At 49.5% G+C, this 17919-nt stretch carries 23 protein-coding genes and 1 riboswitch; of the genes, 17 read left to right on the top strand and 6 right to left on the bottom strand.

Annotated features, from left to right (window positions below; genetic code table 11):
- Positions 1-164 precede the first annotated feature (164 nt).
- From JOD01_RS06495 to JOD01_RS06545, 11 genes are all read left to right on the top strand, one after another.
- Entirely contained in the window at positions 165-1364 is a 1200-nt protein-coding gene (locus tag JOD01_RS06495; RefSeq protein ID WP_204517447.1) for an ornithine--oxo-acid transaminase, read from the top strand.
- Between the two features lie 147 nt (positions 1365-1511).
- On the top strand, positions 1512-1979 hold the full coding sequence (locus JOD01_RS06500) for a hypothetical protein (RefSeq protein ID WP_204517448.1): 468 nt from the start codon (positions 1512-1514) through the stop codon (positions 1977-1979).
- Complete coding sequence (locus JOD01_RS06505) at positions 1980-2507, top strand: hypothetical protein (protein ID WP_204517449.1); 528 nt, start codon at positions 1980-1982, stop codon at positions 2505-2507.
- Positions 2508-2560: 53 nt separating this feature from the next.
- Complete coding sequence (locus JOD01_RS06510; protein WP_204517450.1) at positions 2561-3739, top strand: MFS transporter; 1179 nt, start codon at positions 2561-2563, stop codon at positions 3737-3739.
- 36 nt (positions 3740-3775) lie between these two features.
- Positions 3776-4291 (top strand): transcription repressor NadR, encoded by a 516-nt coding sequence (locus JOD01_RS06515; protein ID WP_204517451.1) that lies wholly within the window; start codon positions 3776-3778, stop codon positions 4289-4291.
- 152 nt (positions 4292-4443) lie between these two features.
- Positions 4444-5226: an IucA/IucC family C-terminal-domain containing protein gene (locus JOD01_RS06520; RefSeq protein ID WP_204517452.1), complete on the top strand. Its 783-nt coding sequence runs from the start codon at positions 4444-4446 to the stop codon at positions 5224-5226.
- Between the two features lie 154 nt (positions 5227-5380).
- Entirely contained in the window at positions 5381-6112 is a 732-nt protein-coding gene (locus JOD01_RS06525) for a ZIP family metal transporter (protein WP_204517453.1), read from the top strand.
- Positions 6113-6199: 87 nt separating this feature from the next.
- Positions 6200-6451, top strand: coding sequence for a YozQ family protein (locus tag JOD01_RS06530; RefSeq protein ID WP_204517454.1), 252 nt, complete (start codon positions 6200-6202; stop codon positions 6449-6451).
- Positions 6452-6600: 149 nt separating this feature from the next.
- The gene (gene motA / locus JOD01_RS06535; protein WP_204517455.1) at positions 6601-7401 is read left to right on the top strand and encodes a flagellar motor stator protein MotA; all 801 of its coding nucleotides are present in this window, start codon (positions 6601-6603) and stop codon (positions 7399-7401) included.
- Entirely contained in the window at positions 7394-8194 is an 801-nt protein-coding gene (gene motB / locus JOD01_RS06540) for a flagellar motor protein MotB (protein ID WP_204517456.1), read from the top strand. Before motA ends, motB begins: the two co-directional genes overlap by 8 nt.
- 139 nt (positions 8195-8333) lie before the next feature.
- Complete coding sequence (locus JOD01_RS06545) at positions 8334-9305, top strand: bile acid:sodium symporter (RefSeq protein ID WP_204517457.1); 972 nt, start codon at positions 8334-8336, stop codon at positions 9303-9305.
- Between the two features lie 58 nt (positions 9306-9363).
- On the opposite strand, the gene JOD01_RS06550 is transcribed toward JOD01_RS06545, so the two are convergent.
- From JOD01_RS06550 to JOD01_RS06570, 5 genes are all read right to left on the bottom strand, one after another.
- A complete protein-coding gene (locus tag JOD01_RS06550) occupies positions 9364-11181 on the bottom strand; it encodes an APC family permease (RefSeq protein ID WP_204517458.1) in 1818 nt (605 codons plus the stop codon).
- A gap of 78 nt (positions 11182-11259) precedes the next feature.
- Positions 11260-11384, bottom strand: a riboswitch (cyclic di-AMP (ydaO/yuaA leader).
- Positions 11385-11556: 172 nt separating this feature from the next.
- Positions 11557-12252 (bottom strand): sporulation protein YunB, encoded by a 696-nt coding sequence (yunB, locus tag JOD01_RS06555; protein ID WP_204517459.1) that lies wholly within the window; start codon positions 12250-12252, stop codon positions 11557-11559.
- Between the two features lie 146 nt (positions 12253-12398).
- A complete protein-coding gene (locus JOD01_RS06560) occupies positions 12399-13544 on the bottom strand; it encodes a site-2 protease family protein (protein ID WP_204517460.1) in 1146 nt (381 codons plus the stop codon).
- 66 nt (positions 13545-13610) lie between these two features.
- Positions 13611-13910 (bottom strand): iron-sulfur cluster biosynthesis family protein, encoded by a 300-nt coding sequence (locus JOD01_RS06565; protein ID WP_204517461.1) that lies wholly within the window; start codon positions 13908-13910, stop codon positions 13611-13613.
- A gap of 98 nt (positions 13911-14008) precedes the next feature.
- On the bottom strand, positions 14009-14365 hold the full coding sequence (locus tag JOD01_RS06570; protein ID WP_204517462.1) for a DUF3905 domain-containing protein: 357 nt from the start codon (positions 14363-14365) through the stop codon (positions 14009-14011).
- Positions 14366-14498: 133 nt separating this feature from the next.
- Here JOD01_RS06570 and JOD01_RS06575 point away from each other — a divergent pair, with 133 nt between their 5' ends.
- Entirely contained in the window at positions 14499-15290 is a 792-nt protein-coding gene (locus tag JOD01_RS06575) for a glycosyltransferase family A protein (RefSeq protein WP_204517463.1), read from the top strand.
- Positions 15291-15347: 57 nt separating this feature from the next.
- Here JOD01_RS06575 and sspK read toward each other — a convergent pair whose 3' ends face one another.
- On the bottom strand, positions 15348-15479 hold the full coding sequence (sspK, locus tag JOD01_RS06580; protein WP_204517464.1) for a small acid-soluble spore protein K: 132 nt from the start codon (positions 15477-15479) through the stop codon (positions 15348-15350).
- An 80-nt stretch (positions 15480-15559) separates the two neighbouring features.
- On the opposite strand from sspK, the gene JOD01_RS06585 reads away from it, so the two are divergent.
- The 5 genes from JOD01_RS06585 (at position 15560) to JOD01_RS06605 (ending at position 17919) form a co-directional block, all read left to right on the top strand.
- Entirely contained in the window at positions 15560-15826 is a 267-nt protein-coding gene (locus tag JOD01_RS06585) for a DUF3886 domain-containing protein (RefSeq protein ID WP_204517465.1), read from the top strand.
- Positions 15823-15972: a hypothetical protein gene (locus tag JOD01_RS06590; protein WP_204517466.1), complete on the top strand. Its 150-nt coding sequence runs from the start codon at positions 15823-15825 to the stop codon at positions 15970-15972. The genes JOD01_RS06585 and JOD01_RS06590 overlap by 4 nt, the downstream gene beginning before the upstream one ends.
- A 53-nt stretch (positions 15973-16025) precedes the next feature.
- On the top strand, positions 16026-16205 hold the full coding sequence (locus tag JOD01_RS06595) for a hypothetical protein (protein WP_204517467.1): 180 nt from the start codon (positions 16026-16028) through the stop codon (positions 16203-16205).
- Between the two features lie 120 nt (positions 16206-16325).
- Positions 16326-17687: a glucose-6-phosphate isomerase gene (locus tag JOD01_RS06600; RefSeq protein WP_204517468.1), complete on the top strand. Its 1362-nt coding sequence runs from the start codon at positions 16326-16328 to the stop codon at positions 17685-17687.
- Positions 17674-17919: an excisionase family DNA-binding protein gene (locus JOD01_RS06605; protein WP_204517469.1), complete on the top strand. Its 246-nt coding sequence runs from the start codon at positions 17674-17676 to the stop codon at positions 17917-17919. Before JOD01_RS06600 ends, JOD01_RS06605 begins: the two co-directional genes overlap by 14 nt.

Raw genomic sequence — 17919 nt, forward strand, 5'->3', positions numbered from 1 at the left:
CAAAATGATTTTGCGGATAATGCCATATATTTTTGCTTGGTGCAAAACAATTTTGCATAATAGGGTGGCACATGTCCTGAAATCGCGGCGCATCAAGCGGCCGGCAACATTGGCATCATTTGTGAAAGAGAGAGCAGCATCAACAGCTCGAGGAGGAATCCAGCATGCAAAGTTCCAAAACGATTATGGAAACAACCGAAAAGTACGGCGCAAACAACTATCATCCCTTGCCGATCGTCATCTCCAAGGCAGAAGGGGTCTGGGTCGAGGACCCGGAAGGACACAAATATCTCGATATGCTGAGCGCCTATTCGGCGTTAAATCAGGGACACCGTCACCCGAAAATCATTCAGGCATTAAAGGAGCAGGCCGACAAGGTCACGTTGACCTCCCGCGCGTTTCATAACGATCAACTGGGCCGGTTCTACGAAAAATTGGCCAAACTGACCGGAAAAGATATGATTTTGCCGATGAATACGGGGGCAGAAGCCGTGGAAACAGCCTTGAAGGCAGTGAGAAGATGGGCATACGATGTGAAAAAGGTTCCGGCCAATCAAGCGGAAATCATTGTGTGTGAAGGCAATTTTCACGGACGCACCGTGACTATCACTTCTTTTTCTTCCGATGAAGGGTATAAGCGCGGTTTTGGGCCATTCACCCCTGGTTTTAAAATCATTCCATACGGTGACCTTGAAGCGTTGAAACAGGCGATTACACCAAATACAGCCGCCTTTCTGGTCGAACCGATCCAGGGAGAAGCGGGCATTCTCATTCCGCCTGAGGGCTATTTGCGCTCGGCGCAACAAATTTGCCGGGAGAACCAAGTCTTGCTCGTTTGTGACGAGATTCAAACCGGTTTTGGCCGGACAGGGAAACTGTTTGCCAGCGATTGGGAAGAGGTAAAACCTGATATGTACATCTTGGGCAAAGCGTTGGGCGGCGGGGTGTTCCCGATCTCAGCAGTTGCGGCAGACCGGCAAGTTTTGGGCGTTTTTGAACCGGGCTCGCACGGCTCCACATTTGGCGGAAATCCGCTGGGCTGCGCCGTCGCCATCGCTGCGCTTGAAGTAATCGAAGAAGAAAATTTGGTGGAGCGGTCCGCTCGGCTGGGCGCCTATTTCATGGAAAAACTGAAGGAGATCGACAACCCGGACATTCGCGAGCTGCGGGGAAAAGGTTTGTTCATCGGGGTTGAGCTGAACAGCAAAGCGCGTCCGTATTGCGAGAAGCTAAAAGGTTTGGGATTGCTCTGCAAAGAAACGCATGAAAACACGATCCGCTTCGCGCCGCCGCTGATTATTTCGCAGGAAGAGCTCGATTGGGCGATCGAGCGGATCAAACAAGTACTAACCGTATCGGCATAAGCGATACATGAAGGGGGCATTTTCATCATGCCCTCTTTTGTTTGTTCGCATGCATAAAAATTGCCAGATTGGCGCAAGTTTTAGTTACATATAGCCAAAAGCTTATTAGCATTTTCAAAGTCTGACGGCTGCCAGAGGTGTAAAAAAATGGCTTTGCTCTTTATCATCATCTGCATCATCGTCACCTCATTTGTCCTTTGGAGAGGCAGGATACTGTCGGTATTGGAGAATATCGCCATTTTGCTTTTTGCTTCCATCGTAACGCAAATCGTGATGAATTTTATTAGTTACAATATGCAGCTGATCAAGACAACGAAAGTTTTGAGCTTGTATTTGGCTCATTGCCTGTGCCAAATCATCTTGCTTCCTTTGCTCGTCGTGTTGTTTTTTCAGTACTACAGTTTTTTGCCAACACGGTTCAGCAGAATCTTATCGGTCCTCGTCATATCGTTCTTGCTGACGGGACTGGAATACATTGGCGATCGAGGGGGAGTAATTGTCTTTCGGTCGTTCCCGGTTTGGGGGCTGCTTGTTTATTGGGTAGCTGTTCTGCTGATTTGTCTGGCATTTTATAAGTACTACCAGAATTTGCTGCCGGGGAGAGGAAGTGAATAAATGCCTGACATCCAATTCGATAGCAACGAATGGATGGTTTTGATTATCTCTGTGCTCCTGCTCCTGCTGTTTGCCAAGCTTCCGCGCAAAATGCCTCCCGCATTGATCGTCTTGGTGATGCTGTTAGGTTCATTTTTGGGGTTAACGATCGATCGGATTTTGGGGACCGACTATCCTTTTGATTTATACGATACCTTTGATACACCCAAATTTGACTGGATCGATGCGGTTATTTACCTCATTCCTTATCCATTGTACTGTTACTTTTTCAGTGCGCTTTATGATTACTGGCGTCCGCAAGGCTGGGCGCGTTTCGGTCTGGCGTTTATTTTGGCATGCCTGACGGTTTTTTTGGAATGGATTGCCACTCTGTTTGGCGTTTTTACCTATAACCATTGGAAATTGCTCTGGTCTTTCTACTTTTATTTGCCCTTGATATACCTGTATACGCTGTTTGTGGACTACATCAGAAAGCTATATGAAAAGAACAAACGTGGGCGTCCTGAAAAAGATAGACCATTTGATTGAGAATGGTGTATATTAAGGTGTATATACACATTAGTATACAGGGGAGAGTCACAATGAATAAAAAAATTTTGCTGTTGACTGGATTGGGCTGGATGTTTGACGCGATGGATGTCGGAATCGTGTCATTTATTGCCGCCGCTTTGGTTGGAGAATGGCAGTTAACTTCGGAGCAGGTAGGTTGGATCGGCAGCATCAATTCGCTGGGGATGGCTATTGGGGCGATGCTGGCGGGTCTGTTTGCCGATCGTTGGGGAAGAAAACCGGTGTTGCTGGCTTCCTTGCTGATTTTTTCGCTGGCGAGCGGATTGTCGGCGTTGGCTACCGGTCTGGCCATCTTTTTGCTGTTCCGGTTTTTCATTGGTGTCGGCTTGGGAGCCGAGCTGCCGATTGCCTCAACGTTGATCGCTGAACACGAGGCAAACGAGACGAGGGGGCGGGCTGTTGTCCTGCTGGAAAGCTTTTGGGCTATCGGCTGGATTTTGTCCGCGATTTTGGCCTATTTCGTTATTCCCGCTTACGGCTGGCGGGTTGCACTCATCATTTGTGCCATACCTGCTTTATATACGGTATTTCTCCGCAGTTCCTTGCCGGAAACGAAAAGGCAGACAGTCAAGAAGGTCTCCTTCGGGGAAGCGATCGGGCGAATTTGGGCCAAGCCTTACTTGCGGGCGACCGTCGTGCTAGCAATCCTCTGGTTTTCCGTGGTGTTTTCCTATTATGGCATGTTTTTATGGCTGCCGACTGTCATGGTGCTGAAAGGCTATTCCTTAATTAAAAGTTTCCAGTATGTCCTGATTATGACCATTGCCCAACTTCCCGGTTATTTTAGTGCCGCCTGGCTGATTGAAAAGGCGGGGCGCAAATTCGTATTGGTCAGTTATCTGGTCGGCTCTGCAGCCAGTGCATGGGCTTTTGGATCGGCGGAATCATTGGCCGGCCTGATGATCTCCGGAATTTTGCTCTCCTTTTTTAACTTGGGCGCATGGGGAGCGATGTATGCCTATACGCCGGAGCAATATCCCGCTGTGATCCGGGCTACAGGTGCGGGTTTTGCTGCCTCGGTTGGCCGGGTCGGGGGGATTTTGGGCCCGCTCTTCGTCGGATACGCTGTGGCCAGCCAATTTTCCTTTGGCCGGATTTTCGGCATCTTTTTGTGTATTACCTTGATTGGGGCTGCGGTGGTTGGCCTGTGGGGCAAAGAAACCAAAGGAATTTCACTTGATCGGCAGTGACCGCTCAGGTAGGATAAGTCTCAGGAGGGGCTTTCCATGAGCGATCGTACCGAACGTCAAAAAAAACTATTGAACGAGTTGGCATCTGTCGATGGAGCGATTTCCGGTTCCGAATTAGCCGAGCGCTGTCAGGTGACACGTCAGGTAGTTGTCCACGATATCGCCATTCTTCGGGCAGCGGGTGAACCGATTGTATCTACCCCGCGGGGATATTTGCTGCAGCGAAGCCCAAGGCTGGAGGAACGAGTGCTGTCTGTGTACCATCCTCCGGAACTGACCGGAGTGGAATTGCAAATTTTGGTCGATTACGGATTTCAGATAAAAGATGTCATCGTGGAACACCCGTTTTACGGAGAATTGCGCGGATCGCTGCAGCTGTCTTCCCGCCGAGATGTGGCGGACTTTCTCAAGCAGATTGAAGCGAACACCGGGACATTGTTGTCAACTTTGACAGATGGCTATCATTTGCATACGATTCAGGCAAATTCGTTTGCCTACTTGCAAGAAGCGATCGAGCAATTGCAAAAAAACGGGATTCGCGTCATGGCGTAACTGGAAAAGCGCTTCCGCTTCAAGCGGAGGCTTTTTTATGCCTGTTTGCATCTGGGGCTGCAACCTTTACACCTTTTTCCGCAAACGGTATACTATTAATTGAGAATGAAAATCATTATAGTTCGTTGAGCTGCTTTCAAAGGAGAGCGTGTATGACCCCTTCTGCCATCGATCTGAACGATTTGCAAGAAAAGTTTCGCATCCAGCCAGATTCGCCCCCAGCGGAAAGCAAGCAGGTTGTTTTGCTTGATCTGCTTGATTTGCAAACATGCCGAAGTTTTTTGCGCGATGTCCAAAGCGACTTGCAAGCGTCATCCGTTAAAGTGGCGGCATCGGTGTTTTATAAACGCTTACTCCCGCTAATCGCGGGCGGGCTCTATTGTGTCTCACATCATTCATGCGCCCTGGATCTTGCCCCAGGCAACATTACGCTATTCGCTCAGGATACATGGCAGAAGCCGGTTTTTTTCTTGAAGCGGATCGAACAACAGCGGTTATGGCTGGATCGGGATGCATGGCGTGAGAACGTGCTGCGGCAGTTGTTCATTGAGACGGTACAGCCGGTGATCAGCGTCTTGGCAGGGGCCAGCGGTCTTCAGCGCAACGTCCTTTGGGCACATACCGCCTATATCGTCCATCACTACTATTCGTTATGGAGTGGCAAAGCTGTTCAACCGGACCTGCGCCAGCAATCCGAGCGCGATTTTCAACGTTTGCTCAATGCTCCTCCCGCGTTGTTTGGGGAACAGAGCGGCAATCCGTTGAATATCCCGTTTGCGAATGTGCCCCACCCGGTTGAAGCGAACGAGATGATCCGGCTCCGCAAACAATGCTGTCTCGCCTATCGCCTCAGCGGAGGAAATTGCTGCTATACATGCCCGCGTCTGAATGAAACGCAGCGGAAAGAACAACTATTGCGGAAGCTAAAAGGCTAAAGGTTGCCGAGAAAATGATCGCGGCAACCTTTTTTTGTTTGGGAAAGTGCAGCTCAAAACGATCTCATGGTATGATTTGGCTAGCACTGCATAAGTTTATAGATGCCAGCCGTTTTACAACGAGCGAACCTTGAAAGCAAATGAGGGAAATTGGATGAACGAAGTGATTATTGGCAGCACATTATCGGCTTTGTCGACCGGATTGGGCGCCGTCCCCATTCTGTTTTTTAGATCAGTGACCCACAGATGGCGCGATATTTTGCTTGCGCTCACTGCGGGAATTATGGTGGCCGCTTCGATGTTTAGCCTGATACCCCAGGCGTTGGCCGCTTCCAATATGTTGGTGCTCTGCTCCGGAGTACTGTTGGGAACACTTGTCTTGACCGTGTTGGAAATGATCGTGCCGCATATTGACCTGGATCATTCCTCATTGCATGTAAAAATGGATACCCAATCATTGTTGATTTTGTCAGCCATCACACTCCATAATATTCCGGAAGGATTGTCGGTAGGGGTCAGTTATTCGAGTGAGCAACAGGGGTTAGGCGGATTGATCGCCTTTGCCATCGGTTTGCAAAATGCGCCGGAAGGGTTTCTCGTGGCCCTGTTTCTCATCAACCAAAATTTGAGCCGGTTCAAATCGTTCCTGCTGGCTACGTTAACGGGGACGGTCGAAATCTTTTCTTCCCTGCTCGGCTATTATCTGACCAATTTTGTCAAAGGGTTGGTGCCGTATGGTTTGTCTTTTGCAGCCGGTGCGATGCTGTTTATTGTTTACAAGGAACTTATTCCGGAAAGTCATGGCGATGGCAATGCCCGTTCCGCAACTTTCTCGTTTATTATCGGTTTATTGATTATGATTTATCTGATCGAATGGGCGGGCTAGCTTTGGGCGTGGTCCGCTGACGGCATGCATAAAAATTGCTCGTTTGCCTCACTCTACAAGCAGAGACGCATTTAGGAGGCAGCAACGATGGGAAACGCTGAGCAAAATAACAGGCAACAGGTTGCCGATTCGATCGCAGACAAGACATACCAGCCAACCGATTACAAAGGGAGTACCTTTGTGGAAAAAGGGTTGGCCAAGACACACGAGCAAGTCAGCGATGATTATATGGAAGGCACCAATGACGGAAAAATCGAGCAAGCCCAGTATGCCGGAGGATCAGATGCGGACATACCGGAAACCGGTTATGAAGGGATGTTTGAAGAAAACAAACATTGAAATTGACGCAAGCGGAGGAGAATCCTCCGTTTTTTTATTCGCAGGTTTCGACAAAAACCTTTAAAATTTCCAACAAACGCTCACAATTTGCCGCGATTTTTCCGAAACCAATAATAGGGATATTTTTGAACACGTAAGGGGTTGTCTCAATGGAAAAATCAAGCATTTTGGGTGTTGTCCTCGGAATTGCTGCAGTGCTTGTGGGCATGGTGCTCAAACACGCCCATATCTCATCACTGTTAAATCCGGCAGCATTTATGATCATCATCGTAGGGACTTTTGCCGCACTACTCAATGCCTTCCCGATGTCGGAAATAAAAAGGCTTCCAACGCTGTTCAAGATTTTGTTTACCGAACAGAAACTGCCAGACCAACGCGAACTGATCAATCAATTTATGAATTGGGCATCGATCGCGCGTCGTGAGGGATTGCTCGCATTGGAAAACACTTCGGACGAAATTGAAGACCCATTTTTGCGCAACGGGATGAAAATGATCATCGACGGCGGAGAGCCGGAATTTGTCCGCGATGTCCTGAACGAGGAAATCGATGCGATTGAGGAACGCCACCAAGTGGGGGCATCGATGTTTACCCAGGCCGGTTCCTATGCTCCTACGCTTGGGGTGTTGGGCGCCGTTATCGGCTTGATTGCAGCGCTTGGAAACCTTAGCGATATTGACGCATTGGGTATTTCCATTGCCGCAGCCTTTATTGCAACCTTGTTGGGGATTTTTACTGGTTACGTTTTATGGCATCCCTTTGCAAACAAACTAAAACGTAAATCAAAACGCGAATTGGAAATCAAACGGATCATGGTCGAAGGTTTGCTGTCCATTCAAGCGGGGGTTTCTCCAGCGGCAATCGAACAAAAGCTCCTTGTTTACCTTCCACCGCAACAACGGAATGCGCAAAGCGAGAAGAGCGGGGAGGCTGTCGAGGTGAATGGCTAAGCGAGGGAAAAAACATCAACACGAAGAGCATGTTGACGAAACTTGGCTTGTCCCTTACTCCGACTTGTTGACGTTGCTGTTGGCGCTGTTTATCGTGCTGTTTGCTTCCAGTGAAATGGACGCAAAAAAATTCGACCAATTGGCAAAGTCGTTTAATATCGCTTTAAATGGCGGAACGGGCGTTTTGATGGAACCGAGTGCGGTTCCGCTTGACCCCGACATGCAGCAGCAAACGATCAACAACCAGTCTTCCGCTGAATCGGATCAGGATAAACAGAAGCAGCAACAGTTTGAACAAGCCTATCAGAAAGAAACGGAAGATTTGCAGCAGCTGCAACAGCAGCTCGACGGTTATATCAAAGAAAACAAGCTGCAGGACAAGCTGAAAACCAGTTTGACGGAAGAAGGACTGCTCATTACGATCTCAGACAATGCGCTGTTTGATTCGGGCAGCGCGGCTTTGAAACCTGAAGCAAGGAAATTGGCGCATGAAATTTCCGGATTGTTGGTTCCTCACCCGAAACAGGTTACGGTTACCGGACATACGGACAATGTGCCGATTCATACGGCGGAGTTTCCTTCCAACTGGGATTTGAGCACGAAGCGGGCAACCAATTTTCTGAAAGTGTTGCTGGAAGACAAGAAATTGGATCCCAAACGGTTTAGCGCAACCGGAAAAGGAGAGTATCATCCGGTGGCATCCAATGCCACTCCTGAAGGAAGAGCAAAAAATCGACGGGTGGAAGTGGCGATTTTGCGCGATTTGTCAACGAAAAATCGAAATCAAAACTAGGCAGCGGCTGCTGCCTTGTTTTTTTCTTTATTTTAGCACCAGATCCTAAGATCAGCACAAAAAAAGTTGTGGAAATTTTGAAACAACGTGATTATAATAAGAATACTTTCACTATTACATATTAAAAGGAGATCGTAACGTGGGAACAGTCGAAAAAGTCGGTAAATTTGTTGGGAATACTTTTGCTGTTTGGGTGTTGCTCTTTGCGGGATGGGCGTTCTTTTCCCCTGAAACATTTAAGTGGATAAGCGCTTATATTACGCCGCTGCTGGGCATCGTGATGTTCGGAATGGGATTGACGGTTTCGCCCGCTGATTTCAAGGAAGTTTTTCGCCGCCCGAAAGAAGTTGCGATCGGTGTTGTCGGACAATTCTTAATTATGCCATTACTGGCGTACGGGTTGGCAACATTGCTTCATTTGCCGCCTGAGATTGCCGTTGGTGTCATCCTGGTAGGCTGCTGTCCGGGAGGTACTGCTTCCAATGTCATGACCTACCTGTCCAAAGGGGATGTGCCGTTGTCCGTGTCGGTCACATCCATCACAACCGTTTTGGCGCCGGTTGTGACGCCGTTTCTGATCTGGCTGTTAGCCAGCCAATGGCTTCCCGTTAGCTTTGGCGATATGTTTTGGTCGGTCTTGCAAGTTGTTATCATTCCAATTGTACTCGGATTTTTAGTAAAGACATTTTTCAGCAAACCGGCAGCAGCAGCGGTAAAGGCGCTGCCATTGGTTTCGACGATTGCCATCGTAGCGATTGTGGCGGCGGTTGTGGCTGGCAACAAAGAGCATATCGCGACAACCGGATTGGCCATTTTTGCGGTCGTAATTTTGCACAATTGCCTCGGCTTGTTGCTCGGTTACGTTTTCGCCAAAATCTTTGGACTGGATTTGGCGAAGCGGAAGGCAATCTCTATTGAGGTCGGAATGCAAAATTCCGGTTTGGGAGTATCTTTAGCACAACACCATTTTGCCGCATCTCCAATTACGGCCGTTCCGAGCGCTATCTTCAGTGTTTGGCACAATATCTCCGGCCCGATTTTGGCTACTATCTACAGCAGAATGACCGAAAAGCAACAAAGCAGTGAAGAATCAACCCAAAAAGTTTCATAAATGGAGAGAATGACAAAAACGCAGCGAGCCCGGGAAAAGGTACTCGCTGCGTTTTACTTTACTTCTGAAGATGATAAGGAAAGGTTGCGATGCGGACATCGCGCCGCTTGAACAGATAGGCGCGGATCAGCAAGCTCGTTTGATTGTGCAGGATGTTGTGCCACCATTTCTTGGTGATAAATTGAGGGATCAGTACGGTGACATGATCGGTTTCCGCCGCCTTCCACTCTACGGTGTCAATAAATTTCACCAATGGTTTGATAATGCTGCGGTAACGGGAACGAAGCACGATTAACCGTACGCCCGGATTCCACTCTTCCCATCTTGATTCCATTCGCTCAATCGATTCCTCATCAAAGCCAATGTAGACCGCCACGACGTTATCGGTCAACGATTTGGCATAGCCGATCGAACTGCTCACCACTCTGGTAATCCCGGCAACGGGGATCACGACAATGCTGCCTTTGATTTCCGGTTTCTCGCGATATATATCAATGCGCAATTCGTCGGCGATGTCTTGATAATGCTGGTTGATTTTCTGAAAAATAAAGATGACCAACGGCAAAAACAAAAAGACGATCCAAATCTGTGAAAATTTCGTAATGATAAAGATTAAGGCAATCGACAATGTTGTCAGCATCCCGACGGTGTTTACCAAAAAGGGGAGAAGCCAACCGGCCGGGCGATTGCTGACCCATCTTTTCATCATGCCGCCTTGGGATAGCGTAAAGGGAATGAATACGCCTACCGCATACAGCGGGATCAAGTTTTCAGTATCCCCGTTAAAGATAACGATCAATAAGGCAGAGAACACGCCGAGCACAATGATGCCGTTGGAAAACCCCAACCGGTCCCCGCGCACCATAAACATCCGCGGCATAAATTTGTCTTTGGCCAGCATAAACGCCAGCAGCGGGAAAGCGGAAAAAGCGGTATTGGCCGCAAGAAACAAGATCGCGGCGGTAACGGCCTGGATCAGATAGTAAATGATCCCCCGGCCAAACGTGCTGGCTGCCAGTTGGGAGACAACGGTTTCCTTCGGATTGGGGCTGATCCCATACCAGTAAGCCAGCAGGCTGATGCCGATGAAAAGCGCACCGAGGATTCCGCCCATGAGCATCAGCGTTTTCGCTGCATTTTTTTCGGCGGGTGCTTTAAAGTTGGGAATTGCATTGGAGACCGCTTCTACACCCGTCAGAGCAGAACAGCCGGAGCTGAATGCCTTGAGCAGCAAAAACAGACTGATTCCGCCAACCGGCACTCCATACCGCGGGCCAGAAATAGGAACAGCCCCTGTCGCCAACTGATAAAGACCGCTGATTATCAAAAAGATAATCGCAATCACAAACAAATAGACCGGAATCGCCAAGATGGAAGCGGACTCCGTCACGCCGCGCAAATTAAGCAGCGTCAACAAGGCAATGATCAGCACAGCGACCAGCACACGATGATCATGCAGTGCAGGAAAGGCCGAGGTAATGGCATCGGTCCCCGCGGAAGCGCTGACGGCGACGGTTAAAATATAATCGACCAATAATGAACCGCCTGCCACCAGTCCAAAGGGCAAACCGAGGTTTTCTTTGGCGACGATGTAGGCGCCGCCGCCGGATGGATACGTGTAGATGGTTTGCCGATATGAAAGGATCAGGATCAGCAGCAAGCCTAAAACCGCAATCGAGATCGGGATCGAATACCACAGGGCAGCAAATCCGACGGTCATCAACACGATCAAAATTTGCTCGGTGCCGTAAGCAACCGAAGACAGGGCGTCGGAGGAAAGTACCGCCAGAGCTTTCAGTTTTGTCAGTTTCTCCTCTGCCAATGCGGTTGATTTCATCGGGCGGCCAATCAGCAAGCGTTTTAATTTTTCTACCATGATGAAACCTCACTTTGTTTTTAACTAGTCTGCGCTGTTCGCCAAAAACAAATGAGGGTTTACGATGTAAGCATGTCCAATCCTCCTCAATCGACGCTTACGAGGTTAGCTGACGGATTCGGGCAGATTGATTGCCCTACTCAGTAAAGAGATTCACCCCTTCGATCGGGTCCCCCGTTCAAACGATTCAGCGTTTTCAAGATACAAGGTGAAAAATGTTTGATGACGGAAATCATTATACATAGCTGCCGAGAGGGAGACAATATTTATTTTTCGCCAGTTAAACGGCGGAAGCGATTGATTTGGCGTTCTGCCGAAAGAGGAGACGAAGCAGGGCTGCCGCTTGCGGGAGGCAGCCCGCGCGAAAGAAGGTTTTTAGTTCTCGGCCTTCAGCGGGACATCCGGCCGTCCATCGGCATTATTGTACAAGTATTCCGGCACTTTTCCGACGATCAGCGATTCGGTGATGGGGATTTGGGTGGTAACTGTTTTCTCTTCAATGGAAAACGGAATGACGATCTCGAGATTCACCTCAATTGACAAATAAACGGTGGCCAATACCATATTGATTCCGGCTTGCTGCAGTTTTGTTTCCAGCTTCGTTTTGGCCGCTCCGATCGGGATAAACGAAACGGGAATTTGCGGCCCCCAACTGCTGAGAAACGTGCTGTGCGTCGCTACGCCGAGGGGAATATGAAAGTTGATGCCGTCTTGCTCAAATTCCTTCAGGCGAGTTTGCACGCGAGCCGTCGTCTCCCCGATAATGCGTGAATATTCCTTAAAGTTATAATTGATGGCCCGGATATTCCCCCGCTCATCTTTGTCCAGCACGGCGATTTGGCGAAAATCAACGCCTTGTTGGGCAATCCGTTTCGTCACGGCATCGGCAATCGCAACTTTGGCGTATTGTTCCGCCTTTTCCGCAGCGATCACCAACAAAGCGGGCTCCATGCTGCGTTCAATGGAAACCGAAAGAATGATGAGGCCCAGCAGACCGATCAGGAAGAGAAAAACAAAATTTTGCAACCGATAGCTGGAAGTTGCGAATCTTCGCCGGCGTAGAACAAACAATTTCCCCCCTCCTTTTCTGTTAGCTAGTTTATTTGACAGGCAAAATTTTTAGACGCCGTTGACGCCGCTCCGTCTGTGGAAGGCAAACAAAAAAGTTCGCCCGATTGTGTTCGGACGAACTTTTTGTACGAGGCGTTTCTCTGCGTTTACGAGGTTCCCAAAGCAGGGCGATGAAATTCCATAATTTCCGTGCCAAACAGGAAAAAGACGGATAGAACAAGCGCCAATCCGAGATAGGCGGCGAGCACTTTCCATTTTGTACGGGCGGGCGCCTGATAGTAGGTCGTGAGTCTTTGCAGGTCCGTTTCGATTTTTTGAAGCTTCTCTTCTCCCTGCTCAGTTGCCTGCCGCAAGACGGGAGCGGGCAATGGCTGAAGCGGGTCGCCGTCGTTGAAAGCGATCGGGCTTCTTTCCCAGGCTTGAAACAAGTTCCAGGCCAATTCCGCATATTGCAAGTCCAGGCGGGCTTTTTCCCTTTTCAGTTTGGTTTGATCCTGCAACAGCGGAATCGTAAATCCGCGTTTTTCGTGAAAGTGGGAAGCGGCAGACTGTTTGGCAAAATAGAGCTGGGCGCGCACCTCGCCGAAGCTGTCCATTTGCGGCCACAGTTTCAGTTGTGCAAGGATTTCCTGCAATTTATCGCGTTCGTAGGCGAGCAACTCTGCCTGGTATCCTTCCCGTAGATGGTTCCACCAGGAGATCAAGCCAAAGATCAATATCAGCAGGAGCATCGGACTGGGCGAAAAGATCAGCAAAATAGCTAGTCCCAGCAGACCGAAAAACCAGATTTTCGGCGATAAAACGGAAACAATCCGTCCCCCGTCGAGCGGAGAAATCGGCAGCAAGTTAAACAGATTGAGCGTTGCGCCGAGCGAGACGACGAGAATCCAGAACGGATCACCGGTATACCAGTACAAAGGAATGGCCGGCAAAAAGGAAAGCAGTCCGGCAAACGGACCGCCGTATGCCAGGTAGGCTTCCGTCTTTGCGTCGCGCGGTTGTTCTTTCATGGAGATAAACGCGCCGACAAACGGCATGAAGATCGCCGGAGAAGTGGGAATGCCTTTTTGCCTGGCGGCAATCAGGTGTCCCAGTTCATGGACAAAGATCAAATATACCAAGGCAACGGCGAACTTCCAACCGTAAAAGAGCGCATAGGCGCCAAAACTGAGGATCATGGATAGCAACGTTGCGCCAAACTTGGAAAACTTCAAAATACCGATCAGCCACTTCAAATTGGTCAATAAAAACGCACCGACCGCGATCAGAAAAGGACGTGATTGATTTTTCACTGATTTCTCCTCCGTAAGCAGATGCTCCTCATGTATACGGGTGGAACGAATAAAAGTTTCTCTCGGTTAGTCGGCAAGCCGCGGATTTGCGTATTCAAAGCCGTATTCCCCATAGACGGGATTGTAAGTCAGCTTGGCTCCGTCAAAATACCAAAAATCAGCAGGGCGAATCAGAAAACGGAGGCCAGCCACTTCAAAGACAGCATCATCCGGATCGATTTCGTCCTTTTGGATGGCAAATTGCAACCCGCCGCTGCCCGGCCCGCCAGTCCGCACGTATAAGCGCAGTTTGTCACCGGGTTTGAAATCGGCATAACGTTGGTAGGCCAAGGCAAATTCCGGATCGATCTGCAATTGAATGGACATGCGCTTTGCTCCTCTCCAGATGGTTACTTCTTTATTGTAACACACCTTGGAAATGGCAAAACCCACTGTGCGCAGCCAGTGGGTTTCAAGTGGTTGCCTTAATCTCGTCCGTAGCCAACGTCCTTGTCCGGGTGCATGAATGGAGCGCCTTTTGGCGGGATGTCCTCCAGCAATTCCCGATTTTCCGTACTGTTCCATCCGATGTCGTTGGTCGGATGAACCCAGCGGTCGCCTGCCATGATGGAAGGGTCCGTTTCGATGCTCCACTGATTTAAGGGTGATTCCAAAGAGTCATAAAAACTGTCTCCGATCACGACGCCAAACTCATTGACAAACGGCTTTTTCATTTGCCGGGAGGAATCTTTATAATCGGGAGCGGCAATCTGATGCGGCAACGTTCCATCGATTGCCGGATTTTTCAGCAGGTCTGCGGATCTCTTGCGTTGATCAGCCATCGGCTATCCCCCTTTTTGCGAAGATCTCGGTACGAGTATAACCAATCGCACTTGCCGTTTATGCGCCCATCCCAAAACGATCGGGTGTGCATACAATGGGAAAAATACCGCTTTATGCAAGGGAGGACATACGATGTTTGCCAGCGTCGTCATCCCAACTCGTAACGCGGTCGACCGTCTGCTGTATACTTTATTGAGCCTCAACCTACAATATGTTCCATTCGATCAGTTTGAAGTGATCGTCGTCGACAACGCCTCGACCGATGGGTTGGACAAACGGATTCAATCCTTTCAAGCGAATTATCCCCTGCGCTACATTCGACTCAAGACACGCGTTTTGCCTTATCAGGTTTTGAATACAGGCATCAGGAATGCTCATGGCGAAGTCGTTATTTTTTTGGGAGCCAACATGATTGTGCCTCGCCATTTTGTCGGCACTCATCTGCAGTTACACAGCAGAACGGACAGATTGGTGCTGGTCAGTGCGAACTGGAAGAGGGTCTATTCCGTCTGGTACCCGGCGTATTCCCACTGCCAAAAACAGGAATGCCAACGTTGGCTGGCCAATTATCCGCAAATCAAACGTCCCTACACGAAGCAAAAGACAGTCAAATTGCTGGAAGAGTGGCACATCGCCAACGGCTTGTTGTTCGATATCGCTCTTCCCGCACCGCGCCCGAATCCGGTGCCCGCTGCCGAATTGGCCTGGTCGGCTTTTGGCACGCAACATCTCTCCATGCCGCGCAGCGCTTTCGGCAGAGTTGGCTTGTTCCATGGGCCATCCCGGCTGCGTTCCCTAACGGACCGAGAAATGGCCAGGCGGCTGCGCCGCGCCGGTTTCCAGTGCAGAATCAACGACAAAGTAACCCTGCTTTGCCAGGAGCGGCCGCCGCAGCGCACGGCCAAAAAGCGACCGTGGCGGTAAGGGCCCCGTGTGCAGACAAAACCCAATCGGAAGCTGAAGCCGATTGGGTTTTTGGGCTTAACGGTTTTCTTTCATGCGCTCTTGTGGTTCACTATTAATAGAACCATTGGGGCGAATGGCTTCGGATTTGGACTTCGGGCCGCGGATGTCTGCGGTTTTTGCGAAATCGTTCGCTTTATTTCGTACCATGCGTTCTTTCCCCCCTCTGTTAAGACTTTTGCTAGTATGACCGAAATGACCTGAAACCATGGCTAGAAAGGGGAACCATTATGGCTAAAAAACAGAAAATGCGCAAGATGCAACCGGTTGAGAAAGCAACGGAGGAAAAAGCAGGAACGACCCTAAAAGATCTCTTGGGAGCCGATGCTTTGGCCAAACTGAAAATAGTGGAAAAAGATTTGAAAACGCAGCAGGAACTGGCGGCACAGGAAGCGGCCGAACAGGCGCGGCGGGAAAAAGAAGAACGGGAGCGCAACAAAAGTTTTGCCGAACTGCTGGAGGAATACGACAAAAAGGGCGGGGGGAAATTCAGTTGAACAACCAGGAGCGGCCGACGCTTCGCCCGGACACCTCCAAGAACGGGCTGATGAAAAAGCATCAGCAGACAAGCAGTGAACAAACGAAACGGCGTGGACGCGACATTCTTGACAGATTGGGGAAAAAGCAAAAACAAATGAAGTGATATTCTTCTCCTCTTTTCCATAAGAATAATAGGAAGGAGGAGGGAGAAGACTTATGGGGACGGTCTTGTTTGTCATCAGTATCCTCTGTGTGGCTGTCGGGACCTGGAAGCTGTTGGGGATCATCAAGACGGGGAAACCCGGAAGCAAATGGCTGTGGGGCTATGTAACGGCAATGGGCATTTTGTTATTTTTGTTCCTCAAGTTGTGGGAAACAGCTTTTGTCTCCATTTGATCGGCAACCCGGAATACTCGTTTGTACCGAGGTCGGGTTGCTTTTTTGTTGGCAAGAAATTATTCTCTGTTTCTGTTAATATAGGAAGTAAAGCGAAAACTTCTCATTACGGAGGTAGCTATGAGTCAGGCACTAGGATTCGATTATCGCAAGGCGCTTTCCTTTGTTCCCGCCGATTGGCAAGAAAAGTACGCTCCATTGGTCCAGGATGCTCATCAGAAGCTGCATCAAAAAACGGGCCGCGGCAGTGATTTTCTCGGTTGGGTTGATTTGCCTGTGCAGTATGACAAGGACGAATTTGTCCGCATCAAGCAGGCGGCGGCCAAAATTCAAGGGGATTCCGATGTTCTTGTCGTCATCGGGATCGGCGGTTCTTATTTGGGCGCCAAAGCGGCGATTGACTTTTTGCAGCACAGTTTTTATAACCAGTTGCCCAGCGACAAACGGAAAACACCGGAAATTTATTTTGTCGGGAATCATTTAAGCGCGACCTATATCCGCGATTTGTTCGAGATCCTGGAAGGCAAGGACCTGTCTGTAAATGTGATCTCCAAATCGGGAACGACGACCGAACCGGCCATCGCCTTTCGCCTGTTCCGTGAATATATGGAACAAAAATACGGAAAAGAAGGAGCGCGGCAGCGGATTTACGCGACGACCGACCGTGAGCGTGGCGCGTTGAAGCAGTTGGCCAATGAGGAAGGGTACGAAACGTTTGTGATCCCTGACGATGTCGGCGGACGATACTCCGTCTTGACTGCAGTAGGCTTGCTGCCAATCGCCGTGAGTGGGGCGAATATCGAGGAGCTGATGAAAGGCGCTGCCGCCGCCCGTGAGCAATACGCCGCTCCCGAACTGGCCAACAACTTGTGCTATCAATATGCGGCGATCCGCAACGCCTTGTATCAGGCCGGCAAGAAGACGGAATTGCTGGTTGGCTATGAACCGCGCCTTCGCTTTTTTGCCGAATGGTGGAAACAGCTCTTTGGAGAGTCGGAAGGCAAAGAGGGAAAAGGTATTTTTCCCGCGTCCGTGGAATTTACCGCCGATTTGCATTCCATGGGACAATACATTCAGCAAGGGGAACGGCATCTGTTCGAAACAGTGGTGATGGTCAAAGAGCCTCTGGCCGACATTACAATCAATGAAGAAGCGGCCAATCTGGATGGTTTGAACTTTCTCGCCGGCAAAGGCGTCAATTTTGTCAATGAAAAAGCGTTCGAAGGAACGTTGCTGGCCCACGTGGACGGCGGTGTGCCCAACTTGCTGGTGGAAGTGCCGGAAGTTTCTGCTTACCAGCTTGGCCAACTGATCTACTTCTTTGAAAAAGCTTGCGGGATCAGCGGTTACTTGCTGGGCGTCAATCCGTTCGACCAACCGGGGGTAGAGGCTTACAAAGCGAATATGTTCGCACTGCTCGGCAAGCCGGGCTATGAGCAGCAAAAAGCAGAATTGGAAGCGAGATTGCATGGAGATCGCTAAAACATACTTAACGGTAACGGAAGCAGCGGAGTATTTGGACCTCCCTGTTTCCTTTATCATGGAGAAAATTGCCGAACGGCGTATCCGGGCGGTTCACAACGGAGAGGAATACCTGATTTACAAGCATCAATTCGATCATCATCTGGAGCAAATGAAGAAATTAAAAGCTTGGGAAGACGAGCAAAAGTTTGAACCGATTCCCGAAAGCTACGATTATAAAGACGAAGATTAA

This window comes from Brevibacillus fulvus (assembly GCF_016908525.1).
GTDB lineage: Bacteria > Bacillota > Bacilli > Brevibacillales > Brevibacillaceae > Brevibacillus_G > Brevibacillus_G fulvus.